General features: G+C 56.1%; 23 protein-coding genes. 12 read left to right on the top strand and 11 right to left on the bottom strand.

Annotated features, from left to right (window positions below):
- Window positions 1-287: 287 nt before the first annotated feature.
- Window positions 288-1,175, top strand: coding sequence for a protease HtpX (htpX, locus tag HBN61_RS20405; RefSeq protein WP_047273939.1), 888 nt, complete (start codon window positions 288-290; stop codon window positions 1,173-1,175).
- A 62-nt stretch (window positions 1,176-1,237) separates the two neighbouring features.
- Here htpX and HBN61_RS20400 read toward each other — a convergent pair whose 3' ends face one another.
- Window positions 1,238-1,897, bottom strand: a complete 660-nt coding sequence (locus HBN61_RS20400) for a thiopurine S-methyltransferase (protein ID WP_094994886.1) — start codon at window positions 1,895-1,897, stop codon at window positions 1,238-1,240.
- A gap of 101 nt (window positions 1,898-1,998) precedes the next feature.
- Here HBN61_RS20400 and HBN61_RS20395 point away from each other — a divergent pair, with 101 nt between their 5' ends.
- Window positions 1,999-2,766, top strand: a complete 768-nt coding sequence (locus tag HBN61_RS20395; protein WP_170047771.1) for a DODA-type extradiol aromatic ring-opening family dioxygenase — start codon at window positions 1,999-2,001, stop codon at window positions 2,764-2,766.
- A 98-nt stretch (window positions 2,767-2,864) separates the two neighbouring features.
- Here HBN61_RS20395 and HBN61_RS20390 read toward each other — a convergent pair whose 3' ends face one another.
- Together HBN61_RS20390 and HBN61_RS20385 are read right to left on the bottom strand one after the other, a co-directional pair.
- Window positions 2,865-4,526: a DEAD/DEAH box helicase gene (locus HBN61_RS20390; protein ID WP_094994884.1), complete on the bottom strand. Its 1,662-nt coding sequence runs from the start codon at window positions 4,524-4,526 to the stop codon at window positions 2,865-2,867.
- Window positions 4,527-4,898: 372 nt separating this feature from the next.
- Window positions 4,899-5,654 carry a spermidine synthase gene (locus tag HBN61_RS20385; protein WP_170047770.1) on the bottom strand — a complete coding sequence of 252 codons (756 nt, stop codon included), beginning with the start codon at window positions 5,652-5,654 and terminating at the stop codon, window positions 4,899-4,901.
- Between the two features lie 161 nt (window positions 5,655-5,815).
- On the opposite strand from HBN61_RS20385, the gene HBN61_RS20380 reads away from it, so the two are divergent.
- Complete coding sequence (locus HBN61_RS20380; RefSeq protein ID WP_094994882.1) at window positions 5,816-7,162, top strand: class II 3-deoxy-7-phosphoheptulonate synthase; 1,347 nt, start codon at window positions 5,816-5,818, stop codon at window positions 7,160-7,162.
- A 64-nt stretch (window positions 7,163-7,226) separates the two neighbouring features.
- Here HBN61_RS20380 and HBN61_RS20375 read toward each other — a convergent pair whose 3' ends face one another.
- Window positions 7,227-7,406, bottom strand: a complete 180-nt coding sequence (locus HBN61_RS20375; RefSeq protein ID WP_094994881.1) for a DUF1127 domain-containing protein — start codon at window positions 7,404-7,406, stop codon at window positions 7,227-7,229.
- Between the two features lie 95 nt (window positions 7,407-7,501).
- On the opposite strand from HBN61_RS20375, the gene HBN61_RS20370 reads away from it, so the two are divergent.
- On the top strand, window positions 7,502-8,359 hold the full coding sequence (locus tag HBN61_RS20370; protein ID WP_170047769.1) for a LysR substrate-binding domain-containing protein: 858 nt from the start codon (window positions 7,502-7,504) through the stop codon (window positions 8,357-8,359).
- On the opposite strand, the gene HBN61_RS20365 is transcribed toward HBN61_RS20370, so the two are convergent.
- The 3 genes from HBN61_RS20365 to earP all read right to left on the bottom strand — a co-directional run bounded on the left by HBN61_RS20365 (window position 8,349) and on the right by earP (window position 10,999).
- On the bottom strand, window positions 8,349-9,101 hold the full coding sequence (locus tag HBN61_RS20365; RefSeq protein ID WP_170047768.1) for a sulfite exporter TauE/SafE family protein: 753 nt from the start codon (window positions 9,099-9,101) through the stop codon (window positions 8,349-8,351). The genes HBN61_RS20370 and HBN61_RS20365 overlap by 11 nt on opposite strands.
- 142 nt (window positions 9,102-9,243) lie before the next feature.
- Window positions 9,244-9,816 (bottom strand): elongation factor P, encoded by a 573-nt coding sequence (locus tag HBN61_RS20360; RefSeq protein ID WP_047273922.1) that lies wholly within the window; start codon window positions 9,814-9,816, stop codon window positions 9,244-9,246.
- Between the two features lie 49 nt (window positions 9,817-9,865).
- Window positions 9,866-10,999, bottom strand: a complete 1,134-nt coding sequence (gene earP / locus HBN61_RS20355) for an elongation factor P maturation arginine rhamnosyltransferase EarP (protein WP_170047767.1) — start codon at window positions 10,997-10,999, stop codon at window positions 9,866-9,868.
- Between the two features lie 135 nt (window positions 11,000-11,134).
- Here earP and HBN61_RS20350 point away from each other — a divergent pair, with 135 nt between their 5' ends.
- Window positions 11,135-11,536, top strand: a complete 402-nt coding sequence (locus tag HBN61_RS20350) for a hypothetical protein (protein ID WP_094994877.1) — start codon at window positions 11,135-11,137, stop codon at window positions 11,534-11,536.
- A gap of 24 nt (window positions 11,537-11,560) precedes the next feature.
- Complete coding sequence (locus tag HBN61_RS20345) at window positions 11,561-12,043, top strand: GreA/GreB family elongation factor (protein ID WP_169965800.1); 483 nt, start codon at window positions 11,561-11,563, stop codon at window positions 12,041-12,043.
- A gap of 18 nt (window positions 12,044-12,061) precedes the next feature.
- Here the strand turns inward: HBN61_RS20345 and HBN61_RS20340 are convergent, their stop codons facing one another.
- On the bottom strand, window positions 12,062-12,316 hold the full coding sequence (locus HBN61_RS20340; protein WP_047273914.1) for a hypothetical protein: 255 nt from the start codon (window positions 12,314-12,316) through the stop codon (window positions 12,062-12,064).
- Between the two features lie 176 nt (window positions 12,317-12,492).
- Between HBN61_RS20340 and HBN61_RS20335 the strand changes: the two genes are divergently transcribed.
- From HBN61_RS20335 to HBN61_RS20315, 5 genes are all read left to right on the top strand, one after another.
- Window positions 12,493-12,813 (top strand): ElaB/YgaM/YqjD family protein, encoded by a 321-nt coding sequence (locus HBN61_RS20335; RefSeq protein ID WP_094994875.1) that lies wholly within the window; start codon window positions 12,493-12,495, stop codon window positions 12,811-12,813.
- A 170-nt stretch (window positions 12,814-12,983) separates the two neighbouring features.
- Window positions 12,984-14,186 carry an MFS transporter gene (locus HBN61_RS20330; protein ID WP_170047766.1) on the top strand — a complete coding sequence of 401 codons (1,203 nt, stop codon included), beginning with the start codon at window positions 12,984-12,986 and terminating at the stop codon, window positions 14,184-14,186.
- A 112-nt stretch (window positions 14,187-14,298) separates the two neighbouring features.
- Window positions 14,299-14,595, top strand: a complete 297-nt coding sequence (locus HBN61_RS20325) for a DUF6388 family protein (RefSeq protein WP_169892421.1) — start codon at window positions 14,299-14,301, stop codon at window positions 14,593-14,595.
- Window positions 14,596-14,713: 118 nt separating this feature from the next.
- Complete coding sequence (locus tag HBN61_RS20320; RefSeq protein WP_094994872.1) at window positions 14,714-15,043, top strand: hypothetical protein; 330 nt, start codon at window positions 14,714-14,716, stop codon at window positions 15,041-15,043.
- Window positions 15,044-15,151: 108 nt separating this feature from the next.
- Window positions 15,152-15,568 carry a low affinity iron permease family protein gene (locus tag HBN61_RS20315; RefSeq protein WP_094994871.1) on the top strand — a complete coding sequence of 139 codons (417 nt, stop codon included), beginning with the start codon at window positions 15,152-15,154 and terminating at the stop codon, window positions 15,566-15,568.
- 45 nt (window positions 15,569-15,613) lie between these two features.
- Here HBN61_RS20315 and HBN61_RS20310 read toward each other — a convergent pair whose 3' ends face one another.
- From HBN61_RS20310 to HBN61_RS23045, 3 genes are all read right to left on the bottom strand, one after another.
- Window positions 15,614-16,153, bottom strand: coding sequence for a DUF4142 domain-containing protein (locus HBN61_RS20310; RefSeq protein ID WP_170047765.1), 540 nt, complete (start codon window positions 16,151-16,153; stop codon window positions 15,614-15,616).
- A gap of 143 nt (window positions 16,154-16,296) precedes the next feature.
- Window positions 16,297-17,178 (bottom strand): hypothetical protein, encoded by an 882-nt coding sequence (locus HBN61_RS20305; RefSeq protein WP_170047763.1) that lies wholly within the window; start codon window positions 17,176-17,178, stop codon window positions 16,297-16,299.
- Window positions 17,135-17,251 carry a MoaD/ThiS family protein gene (locus tag HBN61_RS23045; protein ID WP_170047764.1) on the bottom strand — a complete coding sequence of 39 codons (117 nt, stop codon included), beginning with the start codon at window positions 17,249-17,251 and terminating at the stop codon, window positions 17,135-17,137. The genes HBN61_RS20305 and HBN61_RS23045 overlap by 44 nt, the downstream gene beginning before the upstream one ends.
- Before the next feature lie 307 nt (window positions 17,252-17,558).
- Between HBN61_RS23045 and HBN61_RS20295 the strand changes: the two genes are divergently transcribed.
- A partial coding sequence (locus HBN61_RS20295; protein WP_524539063.1) for a transposase occupies window positions 17,559-17,746 on the top strand: 188 nt, incomplete at its 3' end.

Genomic DNA, 17,746 nt, shown 5'->3' with positions numbered 1-17,746 from the left:
AAATGTCGTACAGCATGTTTTGTATGAAATATTCTTCATCCGCCACATCCACTCGACTGCTGTCCTCCTCCCCGTACCTCGCTAAAACCGCCATGCCTTGTATTTATTGACCCGAAACCGAATTTTCGCCTCTAAAAAAAGTCAATCCGTACTAGGAAACGGCTTTCTTGCAACTAGAATCAGCCTGTAGGACACAGTTTGAAATAGTCACTTGGTTGAATAGCCTGTAACAGCACCTTATATACCCGCATGCGGCACTACCTTAAGACGAGGAGATTCTTACAACCATGATGCGCATTTTGCTGTTTTTGGCCACTAACCTGGCGGTCGTGCTGATTGCCAGCATCACCCTGAGCCTGTTTGGCTTCAACGGGTTCATGGCGGCCAACGGGGTTGATCTGAACCTCAGTCAGCTGTTGGTTTTCTGTGCAGTCTTTGGTTTCGCAGGATCTCTGTTCTCGCTGTTCATTTCCAAATGGATGGCGAAGATGAGCACCAGCACCCAAGTCATCACTCAACCCCGTACCCGCCATGAGCAATGGCTGATGCAAACCGTTGAGCAATTGTCCCGTGAAGCCGGGATAAAAATGCCGGAGGTGGGTATTTTTCCCGCTTATGAGGCCAACGCCTTTGCAACAGGCTGGAACAAGAACGATGCATTGGTTGCTGTCAGCCAAGGTTTGCTGGAGCGCTTTTCACCTGATGAAGTAAAAGCGGTTCTGGCTCACGAAATCGGGCACGTCGCCAACGGCGACATGGTGACCCTGGCGCTGGTGCAAGGGGTGGTGAACACCTTTGTGATGTTCTTCGCCCGCATCATCGGCAACTTTGTGGACAAGGTGATCTTTAAAAACGAAGAAGGCCGTGGCATTGCCTACTACGTGGCGACCATCTTCGCGGAACTGGTTTTGGGCTTCCTGGCCAGCGCCATCGTGATGTGGTTCTCGCGCAAACGTGAATTCCGTGCTGACGAAGCTGGCGCTCACCTTGCAGGTACGGCGGCCATGATCAGTGCCCTGCAACGCCTGCGTTCCGAACAAGGCCTGCCTGTGCATATGCCGGACAGCCTGGCGGCCTTTGGTATCAACGGCGGCATCAAACAAGGGCTGGCCCGTATGTTCATGAGCCACCCGCCGCTGGAAGAGCGTATCGATGCACTGCGTCGCCGCGGCTAACACCGGCGACGAACCCTAAAGGGCGACTTCGGTCGCCCTTTTTCATGTCGGTTTGATGCGCGTCAGGCCGTTTTCTCCAGCCGGTACACACGCTCAACCAACCGGGTCGCACCACCTTTCAAAAACTTCCAGCTTTTACCCAGAATGTCCGGTTGCTCCAGGGTCTCGATTGACCAATGCGCCGTCAACAGATGCTGAACTTCCGGGTCGGGCACTGAAAACGGCGGGCCTTTCATCTCGCTCTGATCGTAATCGAGGGTGATCAACAGGCCCCGGCAACCCACTGGCAAGAGGCTCGTCAAATGGCGCGTGTAGTCCTCTCTCATAGGCGGGGGCAAAGCGATGAGTGCGGCTCGGTCGTAAACACCTGAACAGTCCCCGACCTCCTCAGCACTCAACGCAAAAAAATCACCACACAGCAAAGTCACCGACCCTGCCTCGTAGACACTGAGGCCGCCCCGCTGGCTAACCCTGGGCTTGAGATTATGTTCGCTGAAAAAGGCCTGCACCGCTGCCTCAGACAGCTCAACGCCCAGCACCTCATAACCCTGAGCCGCCAACCATGTTAAATCGAGGGTTTTGCCACAGAGCGGCACAAGCACGCGCGCACCGGGCTCAAGGCCGAGGTCTGGCCAATAACGCTCTAAATACGGATTCACGTGCTCCAGGTGAAAGCCAATCTGATTACGCTCCCAACGGTCGTGCCAAAAATCAGCCTGCATGATTCACCTTAAAATTCGATAGATAACCACTAAAACTTATATTGGATGTAGATCATTGATCAGGATGAAGATGACGCATCTTAACCTTGAGGGCCCTCTTCATGCTTCCCAGCCTGTTTATTTCTCATAGCTCGCCGATGCTGGCACTTGAACCCGGCGCCAGTGGGCCCGCCTTGACCCGCTTGGCAGCCGAGCTGCCGCGGCCGAAGGCCATCGTGGTCATGTCTGCACACTGGGAAAGCCCGGAACTGATTGTCAGCAGCGGCGCGGCTCCTGAAACCTGGCATGACTTTGGCGGATTCCCGCCCGCCTTGTTCGCCGTGCAATACCCGGCTCCAGGCGACCCGCAACTGGCAGCCAAGGTAGCGCAACGACTGGCTGACAAAGGGCTGCCCGCCCGGCTGGATCCCCTGCGGCCGTTTGATCACGGCACGTGGGTCCCCCTGTCATTGATGTACCCGCAAGCGGAGATACCCGTGGTACAGGTTTCGCTGCCCAGCCATTTGGGCCCAACCGCTCAAACTGCCATTGGCCGCGCCCTGGCCGATCTACGCGAAGAAGGCATCCTGTTGATCGGCTCCGGCAGCATCACCCACAACTTGCGCGAACTGGACTGGCACGCAGGCCCCGATCATATCGAGCCTTGGGCCAAGGCATTTCGGGACTGGATGATTGAAAAACTCGGGGCCGACGATGAGGCAGCGCTTCACGACTACCGGCGCAACGCCCCCTTTGCCGGGCGCAACCACCCGAGTGATGAACACTTGCTGCCTCTGTTTTTCGCTCGTGGGGCCGGAGGTGCATTTGATGTGGCTCACGAAGGCTGGACGTTGGGTGCGCTGGGCATGGATATTTACCGGTTCGGGTGAAGGCAGGCGATCGACCTGACGCCTGGTATAAATCCCGGCCAAAAAAAATCCCCGAACATGTCGGGGATTTTTTTATCGATCAATCACTGCAGCAGTGATTAATCTTCGCGGTAGCGACGCAGCTTGAGCTGTTTGCCGGCAACACGCGTGTCTTTGAGCTTGGCCAACAGTTTTTCCAGGCCATCTTCCGGCAGTTCTACCAGGCTGAAGCTGTCACGCACCTGGATGCGACCGATTGCTTCACGTGCCAGGCCACCCTCGTTGAGGATAGCGCCCAGCAGGTTCTTGGCAGCGATGCCATCACGCGCACCCAGCGCGGTACGGCAACGGGCACGGCCTTCGGCCAATGGAACCGGAGCACGACGCTCACGATCACCACGCTCAGGACGATCACCCGAACGTTCACGCGGCGCGCTGTTAGGCACCAGTGGACGTTCGCGCTCGATGGCAGCCAGGGTCAGGGCTTGACCGTTGGTGGCTTTGCGCAACAGAGCGGCGGCCAGGGCACGCGGGCTGCAACCGATATCGGCAGTCAGGCGATCCAGCAGATCGCCGTGAGTCGATTCGGCATCAGCAACCAGCGGCGCCAGGCTGTTGGTCAGCTTCTTGATGCGGGCATCGAGAACGGCCTGAGCATCCGGCAGGCGAACTTCAGCAACCTTTTGACCGGTTACACGCTCGATCACTTGCAGCATACGACGCTCGCGCGGCGTTACCAGCAACAGCGCACGGCCTTCGCGACCGGCACGGCCAGTACGGCCGATACGGTGAACGTAGGACTCAGGGTCGTACGGCATATCAACGTTGAACACGTGGGTGATACGCGGAACGTCAAGACCACGTGCTGCCACGTCGGTCGCCACAACGATGTCCAGACGGCCATCCTTGAGGGAGTCGATAACGCGCTCACGCTGGTTCTGGGCGATGTCACCGTTCAGCGCAGCGGCTTTGTAGCCTTTGGCTTCCAGGGCACTGGCCAGATCCAGGGTCGCTTGCTTGGTACGCACGAACATGATCAGGGCGTCGAAGTCTTCAACTTCCAGCAGGCTCAATACAGCCGAGGTCTTCTGGTCAGCGTGAACCAACAGGTGAGCCTGTTCGATCGCGGTAACGGTCTGAGTCTTGGTCTGGATCTTCACGTGTTGCGGATCGCGCAGGTGGCGCTCGGCAATGGCACGGATCGACTGCGGCAGGGTTGCAGAGAACAAAACGGTCTGACGGGTCGATGGCAGAGACTTGAAGATCACTTCAAGGTCGTCCATGAAGCCCAGCTTCAACATTTCGTCAGCTTCGTCGAGAACCAGGTGGTTCACGGTTGCCAATACTTTTTCGTCACGGCGCAGGTGGTCGCACAGACGGCCCGGTGTGGCGACAACGATCTGTGCGCCATTCCGGATTGCTTTCAGCTGTGGGCCCATAGGCGCGCCGCCGTAAACGGCTACCACAGTTACGCCAGGCATTTGCTTGGAGTAGGTTTCGAAAGCGGTTGCTACTTGCAGCGCCAACTCACGGGTTGGCGCCAGGATCAGGGCTTGCGGCTCGCGCTTAGCAGGATCGATGCGATGCAGGATCGGCAGGGCGAACGCGGCGGTTTTACCCGTACCGGTTTGCGCCTGACCAATCATGTCGTGACCGGCCATGATGATCGGGATCGATTGCTGCTGAATAGCCGAAGGTTCTTCGTAGCCAGTCGCTGCGACGGCTGCAAGAATGTTCGGATTAAGATTAAAAGCGGCGAAGCCGCCGGTTTCCTGGGTCATGGGTCTGCCTCTAAGTGCATCCGCAAAGACCCATGCTCCAAAGCTGCGCATGCCGTGTAAGACTCAAGAGTCGCCCTGGCTGCTTTGTCGGCGGGGATTTGCGAAAACGTTTAAATGAATGGAGCGTTCAGGGTTGTCCGCGAAACGGACGAGCAGCCGAAGCGTGCTTCGGGAAATGCGACACCTAAACGTGGCCCGGCTAAAGGCCGGCGCGCACTATACCGGATTTATCAAAAAAAAGAAGTGTTTTTTTAAGGCAAAAAGCGCTGTATGCCTCTATAGACCGGGCTTTGAGGATATTTTGAACCGCGAAAAAACGTAAAACCCTTGGCCACTCGGGGCCAAAGGCTAAAACGTTTCATCTTTACGCTGTTACGTGGCAGGCCGGATGGCCTTGATCAGGGGCTCCAGCGAATACCCCAGCGACGACGCCAGCGCCTGAGCACGCCCTGACACGGCGCCCGGGTCCAGTGTCTGCTCCAGGTCCGCCGGCACCATGAGAATTACGTTGCCCTCCTTCACCGGCAACTCCCAGTAATGGCGATGGTACAACCCCCGCAACAGGGCCGCCCCCAAGGGCTTGCCATCATCGGTGGCCCACTGGTTAATGATCAGCCACCCGCCCGGATTGAGTTTCTTCTGACAGTTTTCGAGAAACCCCCAGGCCAAATGCCCTGACGCAGGCCCAAGGTCGTTATAGAGGTCAACAAAAATCAGGTCCGCCGACTCGGCGCTTTCGAGCAGTTCCAGTGCGTCCCCGATACGGATATACAGCCGGGGGTCATCGTCCAGCCCCAGGTACTCGATGGCCAGACGAGGCACGTCGGGTCGCAATTCAATGGCTTCGACATCTTCGAGGGGCAAGAACTTGAGGCATGCCTGAGTCAGGGTACCTGCGCCCAATCCTAAAAACAGCGCGCTCTCGGGGGCTTCATGGCACAGCGCGCCAATCAGCATGGCGCGGGTGTAGTCATACTCCAGCCAACTGGGATCAGCCGTGAAGACGCAACTTTGCTCGATCGCATCGCCAAATTCGAGGAAGCGGTAATCCTCCACTTCAAGCACCCGAATCATGCCGAAGTCATCATGAACTTCGGCGAGCAGACGCTCAACGCGCTCCTCAGACATTTCCTCTCCTTGCCGCGACCCGGCACAACCCGGGCATCGCACTAAAAAACCACCACTCGGCGCCGAGCAGAAAGGCGCGATTGTCGGCCATAGCAGCGCGACAGGTCACGCACTAATTTGCTGCTACCATGGCCCACCTCACTTCCACATTAGAGTCTGCGATGAGCCAATCCTGGAGCCCCGACAGTTGGCGAGCCCTGCCAATCCAGCAACAACCCATCTACCCTGACCCCGCGCACTTGCTGCGGGTCGAGCAGAGCCTGGCCAGTTATCCGCCGCTGGTCTTTGCAGGCGAGGCACGCGAGTTGCGCCGTCAATTTGCAGAAGTTACACAGGGTCGGGCTTTTCTGCTCCAAGGTGGCGATTGCGCTGAAAGTTTTGCCGAGTTTTCCGCCGCCAAGATTCGCGACACATTCAAAGTGTTACTGCAAATGGCCATCGTCATGACCTTCGCGGCGGGTTGCCCGGTCGTTAAAGTCGGTCGCATGGCCGGCCAGTTCGCCAAACCGCGCTCGGCCAATGATGAAACCCTCAATGGGGTAACGCTCCCGGCCTATCGCGGCGACATCGTGAATGGCATCGGTTTTGATGAAAAAAGCCGCGTTCCGGACCCCGAGCGGCTGGTACAGGCTTACAACCAGTCCACTGCCACCCTGAACCTGCTGCGCGCCTTTGCACAGGGCGGTTTTGCCGACCTGCATCAGGTACACAAATGGAATCTGGACTTCATCGCCAATTCGGCCCTGGCTGAAAAGTACAGCCAACTGGCCACCCGCATTGATGAAACCCTGGCCTTCATGCGCGCCTGCGGCATGGACAGCTCGCCGCAATTGCGCGAAACCAGTTTCTTCACCGCCCACGAGGCGCTGCTGCTCAATTACGAAGAAGCCTTCGTGCGTCGCGACAGCCTGACCAACGATTACTACGATTGTTCGGCTCACATGCTGTGGATCGGTGATCGTACGCGCCAGCTGGACGGCGCTCATGTCGAGTTTTTGCGCGGGGTCCATAACCCGATCGGGGTCAAGGTCGGCCCGAGCATGAATACCGATGACTTGTTGCGGCTGATCGACACCCTCAACCCGAATAACGACCCTGGCCGTCTCAACTTGATCGCGCGCATGGGGGCCGACAAGGTGGGCGATCACTTGCCGCCGTTGATTCGTGCGGTCGAAGGTGCCGGCAAGCAGGTACTCTGGAGCTGCGACCCGATGCATGGCAATACCATCAAGGCCAGCAGCGGTTACAAGACCCGCGACTTTGAACAGATCCTTCGCGAAGTGAAGCACTTCTTCCAGGTGCACCAGGCCGAGGGCAGCTACGCCGGCGGGATTCACATCGAAATGACAGGTCAAAACGTCACCGAGTGCATTGGTGGCGCACGCCCGATCACCGAAGACGGGTTGTCGGACCGCTATCACACCCATTGCGACCCGCGGATGAATGCCGATCAGTCACTGGAGCTGGCGTTTTTGATTGCCGAAACACTCAAGCAAGTCAAACGCTGAAAAAGCGTGCCTGCCACAACGGCCTCGCCCTTCAGCAACGGCACAAGGGTGCATGAAGACCCGTTTATTTGTTAAACGGGTCTTCCCAGAAGTGCCGATTGCTTTCGATTTCAACATCGGCCCGGCTAAGCCCAAGATCCTTGAGCGTCGCGTCACTGATCTTGCGCAAACACGCCCGCTCGCGGGCTAGCTGATGCCACCGAATGATGCGTGCCCACGCTGTTGCAGCCATCTGACCTTTCATCGCTTGAGTCCTCCTTGAGATGGCTCAAGTGTCTGACTGCGCATAAGATCAATCCAACGAATGTTTCTTATGCGAATCATCTCAGAGATTGATGCATGGCTGATTTCCCCAGTATCGACACCGATTTACTGCGCACCTTCGTGGCCATTGCCGATCATGGCGGCTTTACGCGGGCCGCCGACGTGGTCAACCGCACTCAGTCTGCGGTAAGCATGCAAATGAAGCGGCTGGAAGAGGATGTGCTGCAATGTGCGTTGTTTCAGCGCGACGGGCGTACGGTGTCGCTCACCACTGAAGGCCACGTGCTCCTTGGCTATGCGCGGCGCATTCTGAAACTGCACGGTGAGGTCTTTAATACCCTGCGCCAACCACACATGGTGGGCATGATCAAGATCGGCTCACCGGACGATTATGTGATGCGATTTTTGCCCGGGATACTGTCGCGATTCGCTCAGGACTACCCGCTGATCAATGTTGAAGTGCACTGCGAGCCGTCCGCCTTGCTGCTGCAACGCAACGATTTGGACCTGACCATCGTCACCCGCAAGCCTGGATCCGAGAGGGGGCAAATCCTGCGTCAGGAGCGTTTTGTGTGGATGGTGGCGGCGGGTTTCACACCCCATGAACAAACGCCGTTGCCGCTGGCCATGTTCAACACCGAGTGCTTTTGCCGGATTTGGGCCTGCAACGCACTGGATGCAATGCAGCGCGACTACCGGGTCGCTTACACCAGCGCCAGCCTGGCCGCCATCAATGCCGTGGTGAGCACTGGCCTGGCAGTCACCGCACAGCTCGAAAGCCTGTTGACACCCGACTTGCGCATCGTCGGAGAAGCCGAAAATCTGCCGCTGCTGCCAACGGCAAGCATTGTGCTGTTACGCAAACCCAGCGCCCCACCCTCACCGATCATTGAATGTTTTGCTCAATACATCGTCGATGGCTTCAAGTCTTGATGGCCAGCAGCCCCGCACATATCAGCAAAAAACCGCAATACAAACCGCGCAGTACCCGTTCAGGCAAGGCGTGCGCAACCTTGACGCCCCAACTGATACTCAGCAACCCCCCAATGGCCATGGGAATGCCCATCAGCCAGTTCACCTCTTGATGAGCGGCGTAGGTCAGCAGCGTGACACTGGTGCTTGGCGCAGCCAATGCCAGTGACAGCCCTTGCGCCATGATTTGCGAGGTGCCGAAAACGCTGGTCAACACCGGGGCTGCCACCACGGCACCGCCGACGCCGAATAACCCGCCGGTCGTACCCGCCACAGCCCCCAGCACACCAAACCACGGCCAACCATAGCGCGCGCCCTTAGGGTTGTGGCCCACGGTGCCGTACAACTTGATCAGGTTATAAAGCGTAATGGCCAGCAAAAACCCGACAAACCCCCAACGGATGACACGCTGATCCAGGCCCACTGCGAGCATCGCCCCCAGCCACGCAAAACAGAAACTCATGACCACCAGCGGCAATGCCTGACGCCAATCGATGCGATTGCGCTGGTTATAGCGATACAGCGCCACCAAGACATTGGGCACTGACATGACCAAGGCCGTGCCCTGCGCCATCTGTTGATCCAGACCAAACCACAGGCCCAGCACAGGAATGGCAATCAAGCCACCGCCGATGCCGAACAATCCGCCCATCGCCCCCAGCGCAACACCCAAAGCGCTGTACATCACAAAATCCATCAACATCGCCAGCCCTCACGTCGAGCGGCCATGCTACCCAGTCCAGGACCTCTGGCAAAGCTCAAAGCCGGGCCTTGCACACGATTTCATGAAGCAAAAAAAACCCGACCTTATGGTCGGGTTTTTTGTCGTGCGGTGAACGCAAGGATTAAACCTTGGCGCGGCCCTTGTAGGAACCACCGTCACGGGTATCGATCTCGATCCAGTCGCCGATTTCAACGAAATCTGCAACGCTCAGCTCGGTACCGTTTTTCAGCTTGGCAGGCTTCATCACTTTGCCCGAGGTATCGCCGCGAGCGGAACCTTCGGTGTAGTCAACCTGACGCACGATAGTGGTCGGCAGCTCAACGGAAACCAGACGGTCTTCGAAGAAAATAGCTTCGCAAACGTCAGTCATGCCTTCTTCAACGAAAGGCAGAACGGCTTCGATGTCTTCAGCGTTCAGCTCGTACATGGTGTAGTCAGTGGTGTCCATGAACGTGTAGGTGTCGCCGGAGATGAAGGACAGGGTCGCTTCTTTACGGTCCAGGATCACGTCGTCCAGCTTGTCGTCAGCGCTGTAAACGATTTCAGTCTTGTAGCCAGTCAGCAGGTTCTTCAGCTTGGTCTTCATGATCGCGCTGTTACGGCCCGACTTGGTGAATTCAGCTTTCTGAACCAACCAAGGGTCGTTTTCGAGCTTGATGACTGTGCCGGGTTTAAGCTCTTTACCAGTTTTCATTGCGAGTATCCGAATTTGGATTGAGATTTACAAAAATCTAGGCCGCGTATCATATCCAATTTCTATAAAACAGTACCAGCGCTTGCGCAAGATCGGCCTGGTTTGCCTGTTGTAGACACCAGCACTCAGCGTGGGCGGAGAGTTCTACCCAGTGTTCCTGTACATCGTTCCAACTTTTGGTCATGTCTGCGCCCGCATTCCAGGCCAGCCACAAGTCGGTAAATCCCTGCGCGGCAGCCGGTGACAGGCCTTTGACGTATAACGCCAGGAAGGCTTTGAGCTTGACCCAATGGGCATCCTCTTCCTGTTCATAGATATGCCAAAGCAACGGGCGACCTGCCCACTGCGCCCGCACAAACGAGTCCTCACCCCGAACGGCATTGAAGTCACAACTCCACAAGAGGCGGTCGTAGTCTTCCTGCCGGACAAACGGCAAAGCCTGAACAGTCAAACGACCGCGCTGTTCAACGGTCGTGAGCGGTAATGCCTGAACGTCGAGCCAGCGCAATACGTCCGCCATGATTCGCCCTTGCGGAACCAGCAAGTGCGTCGGGTGATCGCCCCTTGACAGGGCTGTCAGCCAACTGGCCAACGCGGTATTTTCGTAAGCAAATAACGAAATCAGGCGCACACCCGGGACGGGGTTGACCCCGAGCGCTTGCAGGAACGCGTGTCGCACCCGCGGATCACGCTCAAAGGCCAGACGCCGAGCCAGTAAGTCGCCTTCGCGCAACAAGCCTCCCGTACCCGTTTCAAAGCCAGGGAAAAAGAACATCCGTTTGAGGCCATCGGGCCGCAGTGAAGGCAAGCCGTGGCACCCCACCACCCAGTCTTCAGCGCTCAGGTATTCAAGATTAATCCACAACGCGGGGCTGACTCGCTCTTTCATGTCGCGCAGATAAGGCTCTGGCAATTTGCAGCCGAACGCCTCGACGACCACATCAGCCACTGCCACCGCAGCCCACTCCTGTGGCCACTGGCGAACATCCACACCCTGCTGCCATTGCTGCCGGGCCGTGGCATCCGCCTCAGGACACAGCGGCACGAACGCCTGCAAATCGTCGACCCATAAGCGCACCGCCATATCATGTTCAGCGGCCAGTTGACGGGCCAGACGCCACGTAACGCCAATGTCGCCGTAGTTATCGACCACACTGCAAAAAATATCCCAGGAGACTTTCATTCCGGGCTCCAACATTCAAAGGACCGATTGTCCGCATAAAACAGCAGGGACAGAAGCGTTATGACGGATTAATCTGCGGGACAGTCGTGCGACAATCGCGGCTCACTCACATCTCGCGCCCGCCCGGAGGCTGCCATGCCCGCTCGTCCGATTGCTCGCCGTCGATTGTCAGTAACCCTCAGCCCGCTTTCACTGATCGGCTGTATTGCCCTTGGGCTTTGGCTCGGGTTTGTAGCGATAGCCTTGACGGGCTGGTTGATCTATCGCGCAGCCGGACCCGCCTCGTTGGCGCCGGTGGCAGCCATCCTTGGCCAGACAACAGCAACGCCCCCGGTGACGGAACTTCCCGCCCCAAGCAATGTGATGTTCGAGCAATATCAGCAAAACCTTTATCAACACGCACAACAGCAACGTCTGGAGCAGGCGCGGGACAGCAACCGCAACGTGTCGAATCCCACCTGCCAGTTTTGGCTACAGCAAGATCAGAACGCACCTACCGACAAAAGCCGCGCCAATGTGCTGCGATTTTGCAATTAACTGAAGATCCGATCGTCCGCCCCTATGAACAAAACCGATGTACACCGCCTGCTACTTGAGAAGCTCGAGGTTGATCTCGACGTGCTGCAACGTGCGGCTCAGACCGCCTACGAAGCTGCCACCCACGAAGAAAATGTGGCCGAGAACAAGTACGACACCCTCGGGCTTGAAGCCTCTTATCTGGCCACGGGTCAGGCACGTCGGGTTGAGGAAATTCGTCAGGCGCTTAAACGTTGCCAGGCCATGTCGCTGGAGCCGCTGGATCCCGCGCGCGGCATTCAGGTCGGCGCGCTGGTGTGCCTAGAAACAGCAAATGGCAACCCGCAATACCTGTTGCTGGCCCCCGATGCCGCAGGTCTGACACTTAAAGCAAACGGGCAAAACATCACCGTCATCACACCTCGCTCGCCGCTGGGCGCGGCGCTGCTGGGCAAACAGGTCGACGATGAAGTGCAAATCAAGGTAGGCGCTGCGGTACAAACGTTCAGCGTGTGCGCCGCTTTCTAGACAGCCTTGTTAGGCGCGTTATTTCGCGGCAGCCATCAGACGGTTCACTTCACTGCGCACCATGTTGGCGTACTCGGGCGGGGACATGCCGTCCAGCTCGGAACGGACCCACTCAGCCCATTTGCCCTTGCGCTTGGCGCGCTCACCGAACAGGCGCGCCGCATCCCCTTTGGCCTTGCCCAGATTGCTCTGCCAAAGGTCAAACAGACGTGACTTTTCATCTTCAAGCGCAGCACGCTCAGCAAGGGGCTTATTGGCGAGATTGAAGCTCATGAAATGTTCCTGCGGCGTAAATTGGTGTACATCTTACACCTTCAAAAGAAGTGTCTCAGCCAGGTTTTTAACTACGCTGTCAGCTCAATACCGCGTATCCCGCAAAACAGATGCAACTTTTCAGGACGGGATTGACTCCATTACTCATACGCTTTTCACCTGCAAGGAGTACCGCAATGGCTCGAAAAAACGCCGTACAAGCCGCTGAAGACCAGATCAAGGATCAAGCTTTCAGCGAGCTGCAAGAATTGATCGCCGAATCCGAAAAACTGCTAAAAGACAGCGCATCGCTGGTGGGCGAAGAAGGCGAGACCCTGCGTGCGCAGGTTGGCCTGAAGCTTAAACAGGCAATGGACTCGGTCAACAACGTGCGCGAGCGCACCAAGCCGGTGGTCGATGCCACCGAAAACTATATTGGCGGCCATCCATGGCAGACCGTGGCGATTTCCGCCGGTTTCGGCCTGGTAGTTGGCCTGCTGCTGGGCCGTCGCAACTAAGACAGCCAGGGCGCTTCGGCCTCCTCACAAAACGCAGTCTGTGCAAAGCCCTTCGACCTCACGGCGAAGGGCTTTGTTGTTTGCGGCTCGAAAATTTTGACATATTCAGTGACATAGAAGGCTAGCAGTCCTGATACTTCGCGCCACACTCAACGCCGATGAGACAGTCAATGTCCACCTCCCCTGCCCGTCATAAACCTTTAAGTACCGCTCTGATCCTGCTGATGGCCACTGCCACCGGCCTGGCTGTCGCCAGCAATTATTACGCCCAGCCCTTGTTGCACACCATTGCACAAGAACTTGGCTTGAGCATGAGCGGTGCCGGCACCGTCGTGATCACTGCCCAACTGAGTTATGGCGCTGGCCTGTTATTACTTGTGCCGTTGGGCGACCTTTTTGAGCAACGCCGCCTGATCGTCAGCATGACTGTCCTCAGCGCACTGGGCTTGCTCCTTAGCGCCTTCGCCCCGTCACTGACCCTGTTACTGCTGGGCACGGCCATCACTGGTTTATTTTCCGTATCGGCTCAGGTTTTGGTGCCCATGGCCGCCAGCCTGACTGATCCGCAAAGCCGCGGCCGTGTAGTCGGTACGTTAATGAGCGGCCTGCTGCTGGGCATCCTGCTGGCACGTACGGTTGCAGGCGCATTGTCCTCGGCGGGTGACTGGCGCACTATTTATCTGCTCGCCGCAGCACTGATGTTCATCAGTGCCATCGCGTTGTACTGCGCCTTGCCCAATCACCACCAGAGCGCAGGGTTGAGCTACCCGAAACTGCTGGGATCGGTATTTCGCCTGTTTGTCGAAGAACCCGTCTTGCGCCTGCGCGCCCTCTTGGGCCTGCTGACATTCTCACTGTTCGCCTTGTTCTGGACGCCATTGGCCTTTCTGCTGGCAATGCCGCCCTACGGTTATTCAGACGCAGTGATCGGACTGTTCGGCCTGGCTGGCGCTGTGGGTGCTGTGGCGGCCAATTGGGCAGGACGCATGGCTGATCGCGGTAAGGGGCAACAGGCCACCACTGTAGGCTTATTGGTGTTGCTGGCCTGCTGGCTGCCCATGGCATTTGCCGGTAGTTCGCTTGTCGCCCTGTTGATCGGCGTGCTGGCACTGGATTTTGCGGTGCAACTGGTACACGTGAGCAACCAGAACGCCGTGTTTCAAATCCGGCCCGCGGCGCGCAATCGCCTTAATGCCGGCTACATCACGTGCTATTTCATTGGCGGCGCTCTGGGCTCGCTCGCAGGCGCACAAACCTATCCGCTTTACGGCTGGGAAGGCATCGTCATGGTCGGCGCAGTCATCGCGACCCTGACACTCGCCGTGTGGGGTTATGCCGTGCAACGAGAAAGCAAGCTACAGCCTGTCGCATAGGGCGTATTGCAGCACTTTTCATCACCGGATGAAGCCGCTAGGATGCTCCACACCTTGAAAACGGCCTGTCTTAGCAGGTCGTTTTATTGCCCTTAATGGCCCGAGAATACGAATGATCCCTAAAGAATCCCGCAATGAACTCGCCCTGGATACGTTCATCAAAGGGCACCCTGAATTGATCGAGGAAATGAAAGACCTCAGCCAGGAGGATCGCCAGCAACAAATCCTCTGGGCATTTGAAGACGAAGCTCAAAGCCGCGGCCTCGAAGCGTGGGAGCTGGCCCTGGAACTCATCGCCCGATCGCCGGAGGAACTGGTCACCATGCGCCGGGAAGTCCATCAGGAAGTCGCTGAAGCCCTCGACATGAGCTGGGAAGAATACTGCAGCTTCAACGACATCGCCGTTTGAGCGTGATGCCTCCAGTGACGCAGCGATTACCTGATAACCGCTCGTCACTTGGGTAGCACGAACGTGCGCTGTTCACACACCAACATCATGTAGCCCTCCCCACTCTGGAGTCGACCTCATGATGACCTTGATAAAACGCCTGTCTTTCGCCACTGCATTGGGCATTGTGTCCGTCAGCAGCTACGCGGCTTCGTCTTCCACCGGCCCGACCCTTCCCAAAGAGTCCGTCACCCCGCCGGCGACCCAAGGAATTGAACCCAACATCAATCAGGATTCCAAAATCCACAACGATGCAGACACCCCGACGCACCCATCAGTCGACCCACGCATTCAAGGCAACGATGCGGGCCGTCAAGGCGGCATGAACACGGATGGCAATGGCCCGATAGGCGATGGTGGCCGCTCGGTGCAGCCGCGTTCGTCACTGCCCGGGGCGGTCAAGCCGTAATGCGGAATTGAGTGCAATCATTCCAAACGGTACGAAAAGGTAATTGTAAAAAAGAATTTCAAAGGCACCTTGCGGTCTGAGCTATAACGATCACTTAGAGGCCCACAGATGAAATTCGATACCTTTTCCCAAGGACTTGCCAAACGCGCAGGAAGCCCCAAAACCTTCCAGATCGCGATATTACTCATCGTGATGTGGGCTGTTTCGGGGCCTTTTTTCCATTACAACGATACGTGGCAACTGATCATCAACACGTCCACTACCATCATCACCTTCCTGATGGTGTTCCTCATCCAAAACACCCAGAACCGCGACAACGATGTACTGCATATCAAGATTGATGAACTTCTGCGCGTGACCAAAGAAGCCCAAAATGCTGTGCTCAACCTCGATGCACTGGACACCAAAGAATTGCGTAACATCCGCAAGCAGTACAAACAGATAGGCGAAAACCAAGCGGTTGAAGTGACGTGCACTGAAACCGTTATCACCCCCGCTGACGATAAACCTGAGAGTCGGCCATGAATTCATTGCGCTGACGCGTAACCGCGTCAGCGCAACACGTGTCGGTTAACTGACCCGCTTATCAACATCACCTTTTTGATGCGTAGTAGCCAACTTCTTGGCCATATCGAGATGCATCTCCAGCTTCGGCAAATACTTCTTCGCAAACGCCTTGAGCTGCGGCGACGTTGAATAACGAGCCTGCTGCTTGAACAATGAAATAGCGTCTTCGTGGGTTTTTACCTGGCTGGCCACGTAAGCCACATCAAACGACGCGCCTTCCTGCACTTGCAGCATCATCGACTTGGCCTTGCTCAAAATATCCTCTTGCGCCGCCACCTCCAGCCCTTGCTTCTGAGCAATGTCTTTAAGGTCACGGTTGGCGTCGGTGTAATCCTTGATCACTTCTACGGCATAGCTATTGATATCAACTGACTTGGTTTTCTGAATCGCCATCCGGCTGTTCTCGATTTCTGCAATCCCTGCCGCAGACGCCTCGTCAACAAACTCAGCGGGGCTTGCAGCCACGGCAGAACCTGCCATGAACACGGCACAAGCCAACGCACAGCCAACGACGAAACGTTTAGGGGCACTCAGGGTTTTCATAACATCCTCCAGAAAATGGCAGGTTTATTCCCTGCACTGAATCTGAAAGTGTATGTCGGTAAAGGTTTAGAAAAACCTGTCGGGAACGACGAATGGTAACTCGCCGGGATGTCCGCGACTCTTGATGACTGCATTTGCAACGGTTAAAAACTTTCAATCACCGTTGCCGCCAATGCCTTCGCCCGGTCGAGATTATAGATACGATGAAGAAATACCCATTGCGCTTCAAACAGGTAAACGTACGTTTCAAGGAGCATCTCCTCAAATAAGAAAACAGGGCAACTTAACTCCATCGCTATCTGTTGTATCGGCATGCCAAGTATTTCGCTCATCGGGTACTCAACTGAAGAGGCCGACATCACAACACGCTCGCGCATCTGCGCCACCAGTGCGGTCAACTCAAGAAATGCCCATTGATCTGCAACCTCGCACTGATGCCGGTGCAAAGTCTGACTATACGAACCCTGCACATATAATTGACCTGCAGTCTCAATCTCGGCAACCTTCAGCGGTAATATCCGGTGCAGGGGTAATGGATCCAGCTCTGCACGTTTAAACCGCTTCAATAGCGATTCACACATATTCCCTGACGCCGCTGATAACGCGGCATCCCCTTCGAGTCTTACTATTTTCCAGCGCGTAACCACGCGGACGAATTCATCACCATTAGCGGTGAATACATGGAAAAACTCCAGTAAAGAATTCGACTGCCTAACCCTGACTTTTTCCAGGGTTGCCGTAAACTCACCAACCTCAAAAAAATCCAAGTGACGAATGTAATTAATCTCACATCCGACGACGACCATACTCTGGCAGTGCTCACTCACTTGCTGTGCAATCGACACACCTAAATGTTTAATAAACCAGGTACAAATACCATTCACGCTGTACCCCAGTAAAGCTCGCGCATGAAACTGCACAGGCGTAAATAATGTTGGATCGACAGCATAGGTAGATGAAACACTGCGCTCTGCATTCACTTTAACCTCCCGCAATCGCTGTGAAAATATCGAGCCGATCCCCATTTAGAATTTCTTTATGAAACTCATCCACTCTTATCTTCTCACCGTTCAACGACACATGAAAATTTCGCTTCATACCCCCTTGACGATCTAAAACCACTTCCTTAAGGGCGGGTACTGTTCAACCATTTTATAAATGGCACCGATCACCGTATTCCGTTCTCCCACATCAATATCCAGGGCACGCTGATAGCTAATAAACCGCGCCAAATTTCCTGATAATTTTATATGCATGATCCCTCCCTACTGATGACAGCGTTGATAGTGCATTTCCATTTCGTGAATTTTCTGAATACCAATATCAACTTTAAGTTTCTCTTGGGAATCTCCGAACAAGCCTTCAGTTATGCGAGAATCCCCGCAACACCTGATCCGAGCCGCCCATGAGCCAGATGAGCTTTTCCGACTTTGAGTACGCCGGCAAGCGCAAGCAAACCCGCCGAGAGCGCTTCCTCGCCGAAATGGATCAGGTGGTGCCCTGGGCAGGCCTGCTGGAGCTGATCGAACCGTTCTACCCCAAGGCCGGCGGCGGTAGAAAACCCTATCCTCTGGAAACCATGCTGCGCATCCA

Origin of the sequence: Pseudomonas sp. WS 5071 (genome assembly GCF_012985765.1) — a bacterium.
Lineage (GTDB): Bacteria > Pseudomonadota > Gammaproteobacteria > Pseudomonadales > Pseudomonadaceae > Aquipseudomonas > Aquipseudomonas lundensis_A.
The sequence above is the reverse complement of the archived record's forward strand: the minus strand, read 5'-3'. Positions and strand labels throughout refer to the sequence as shown.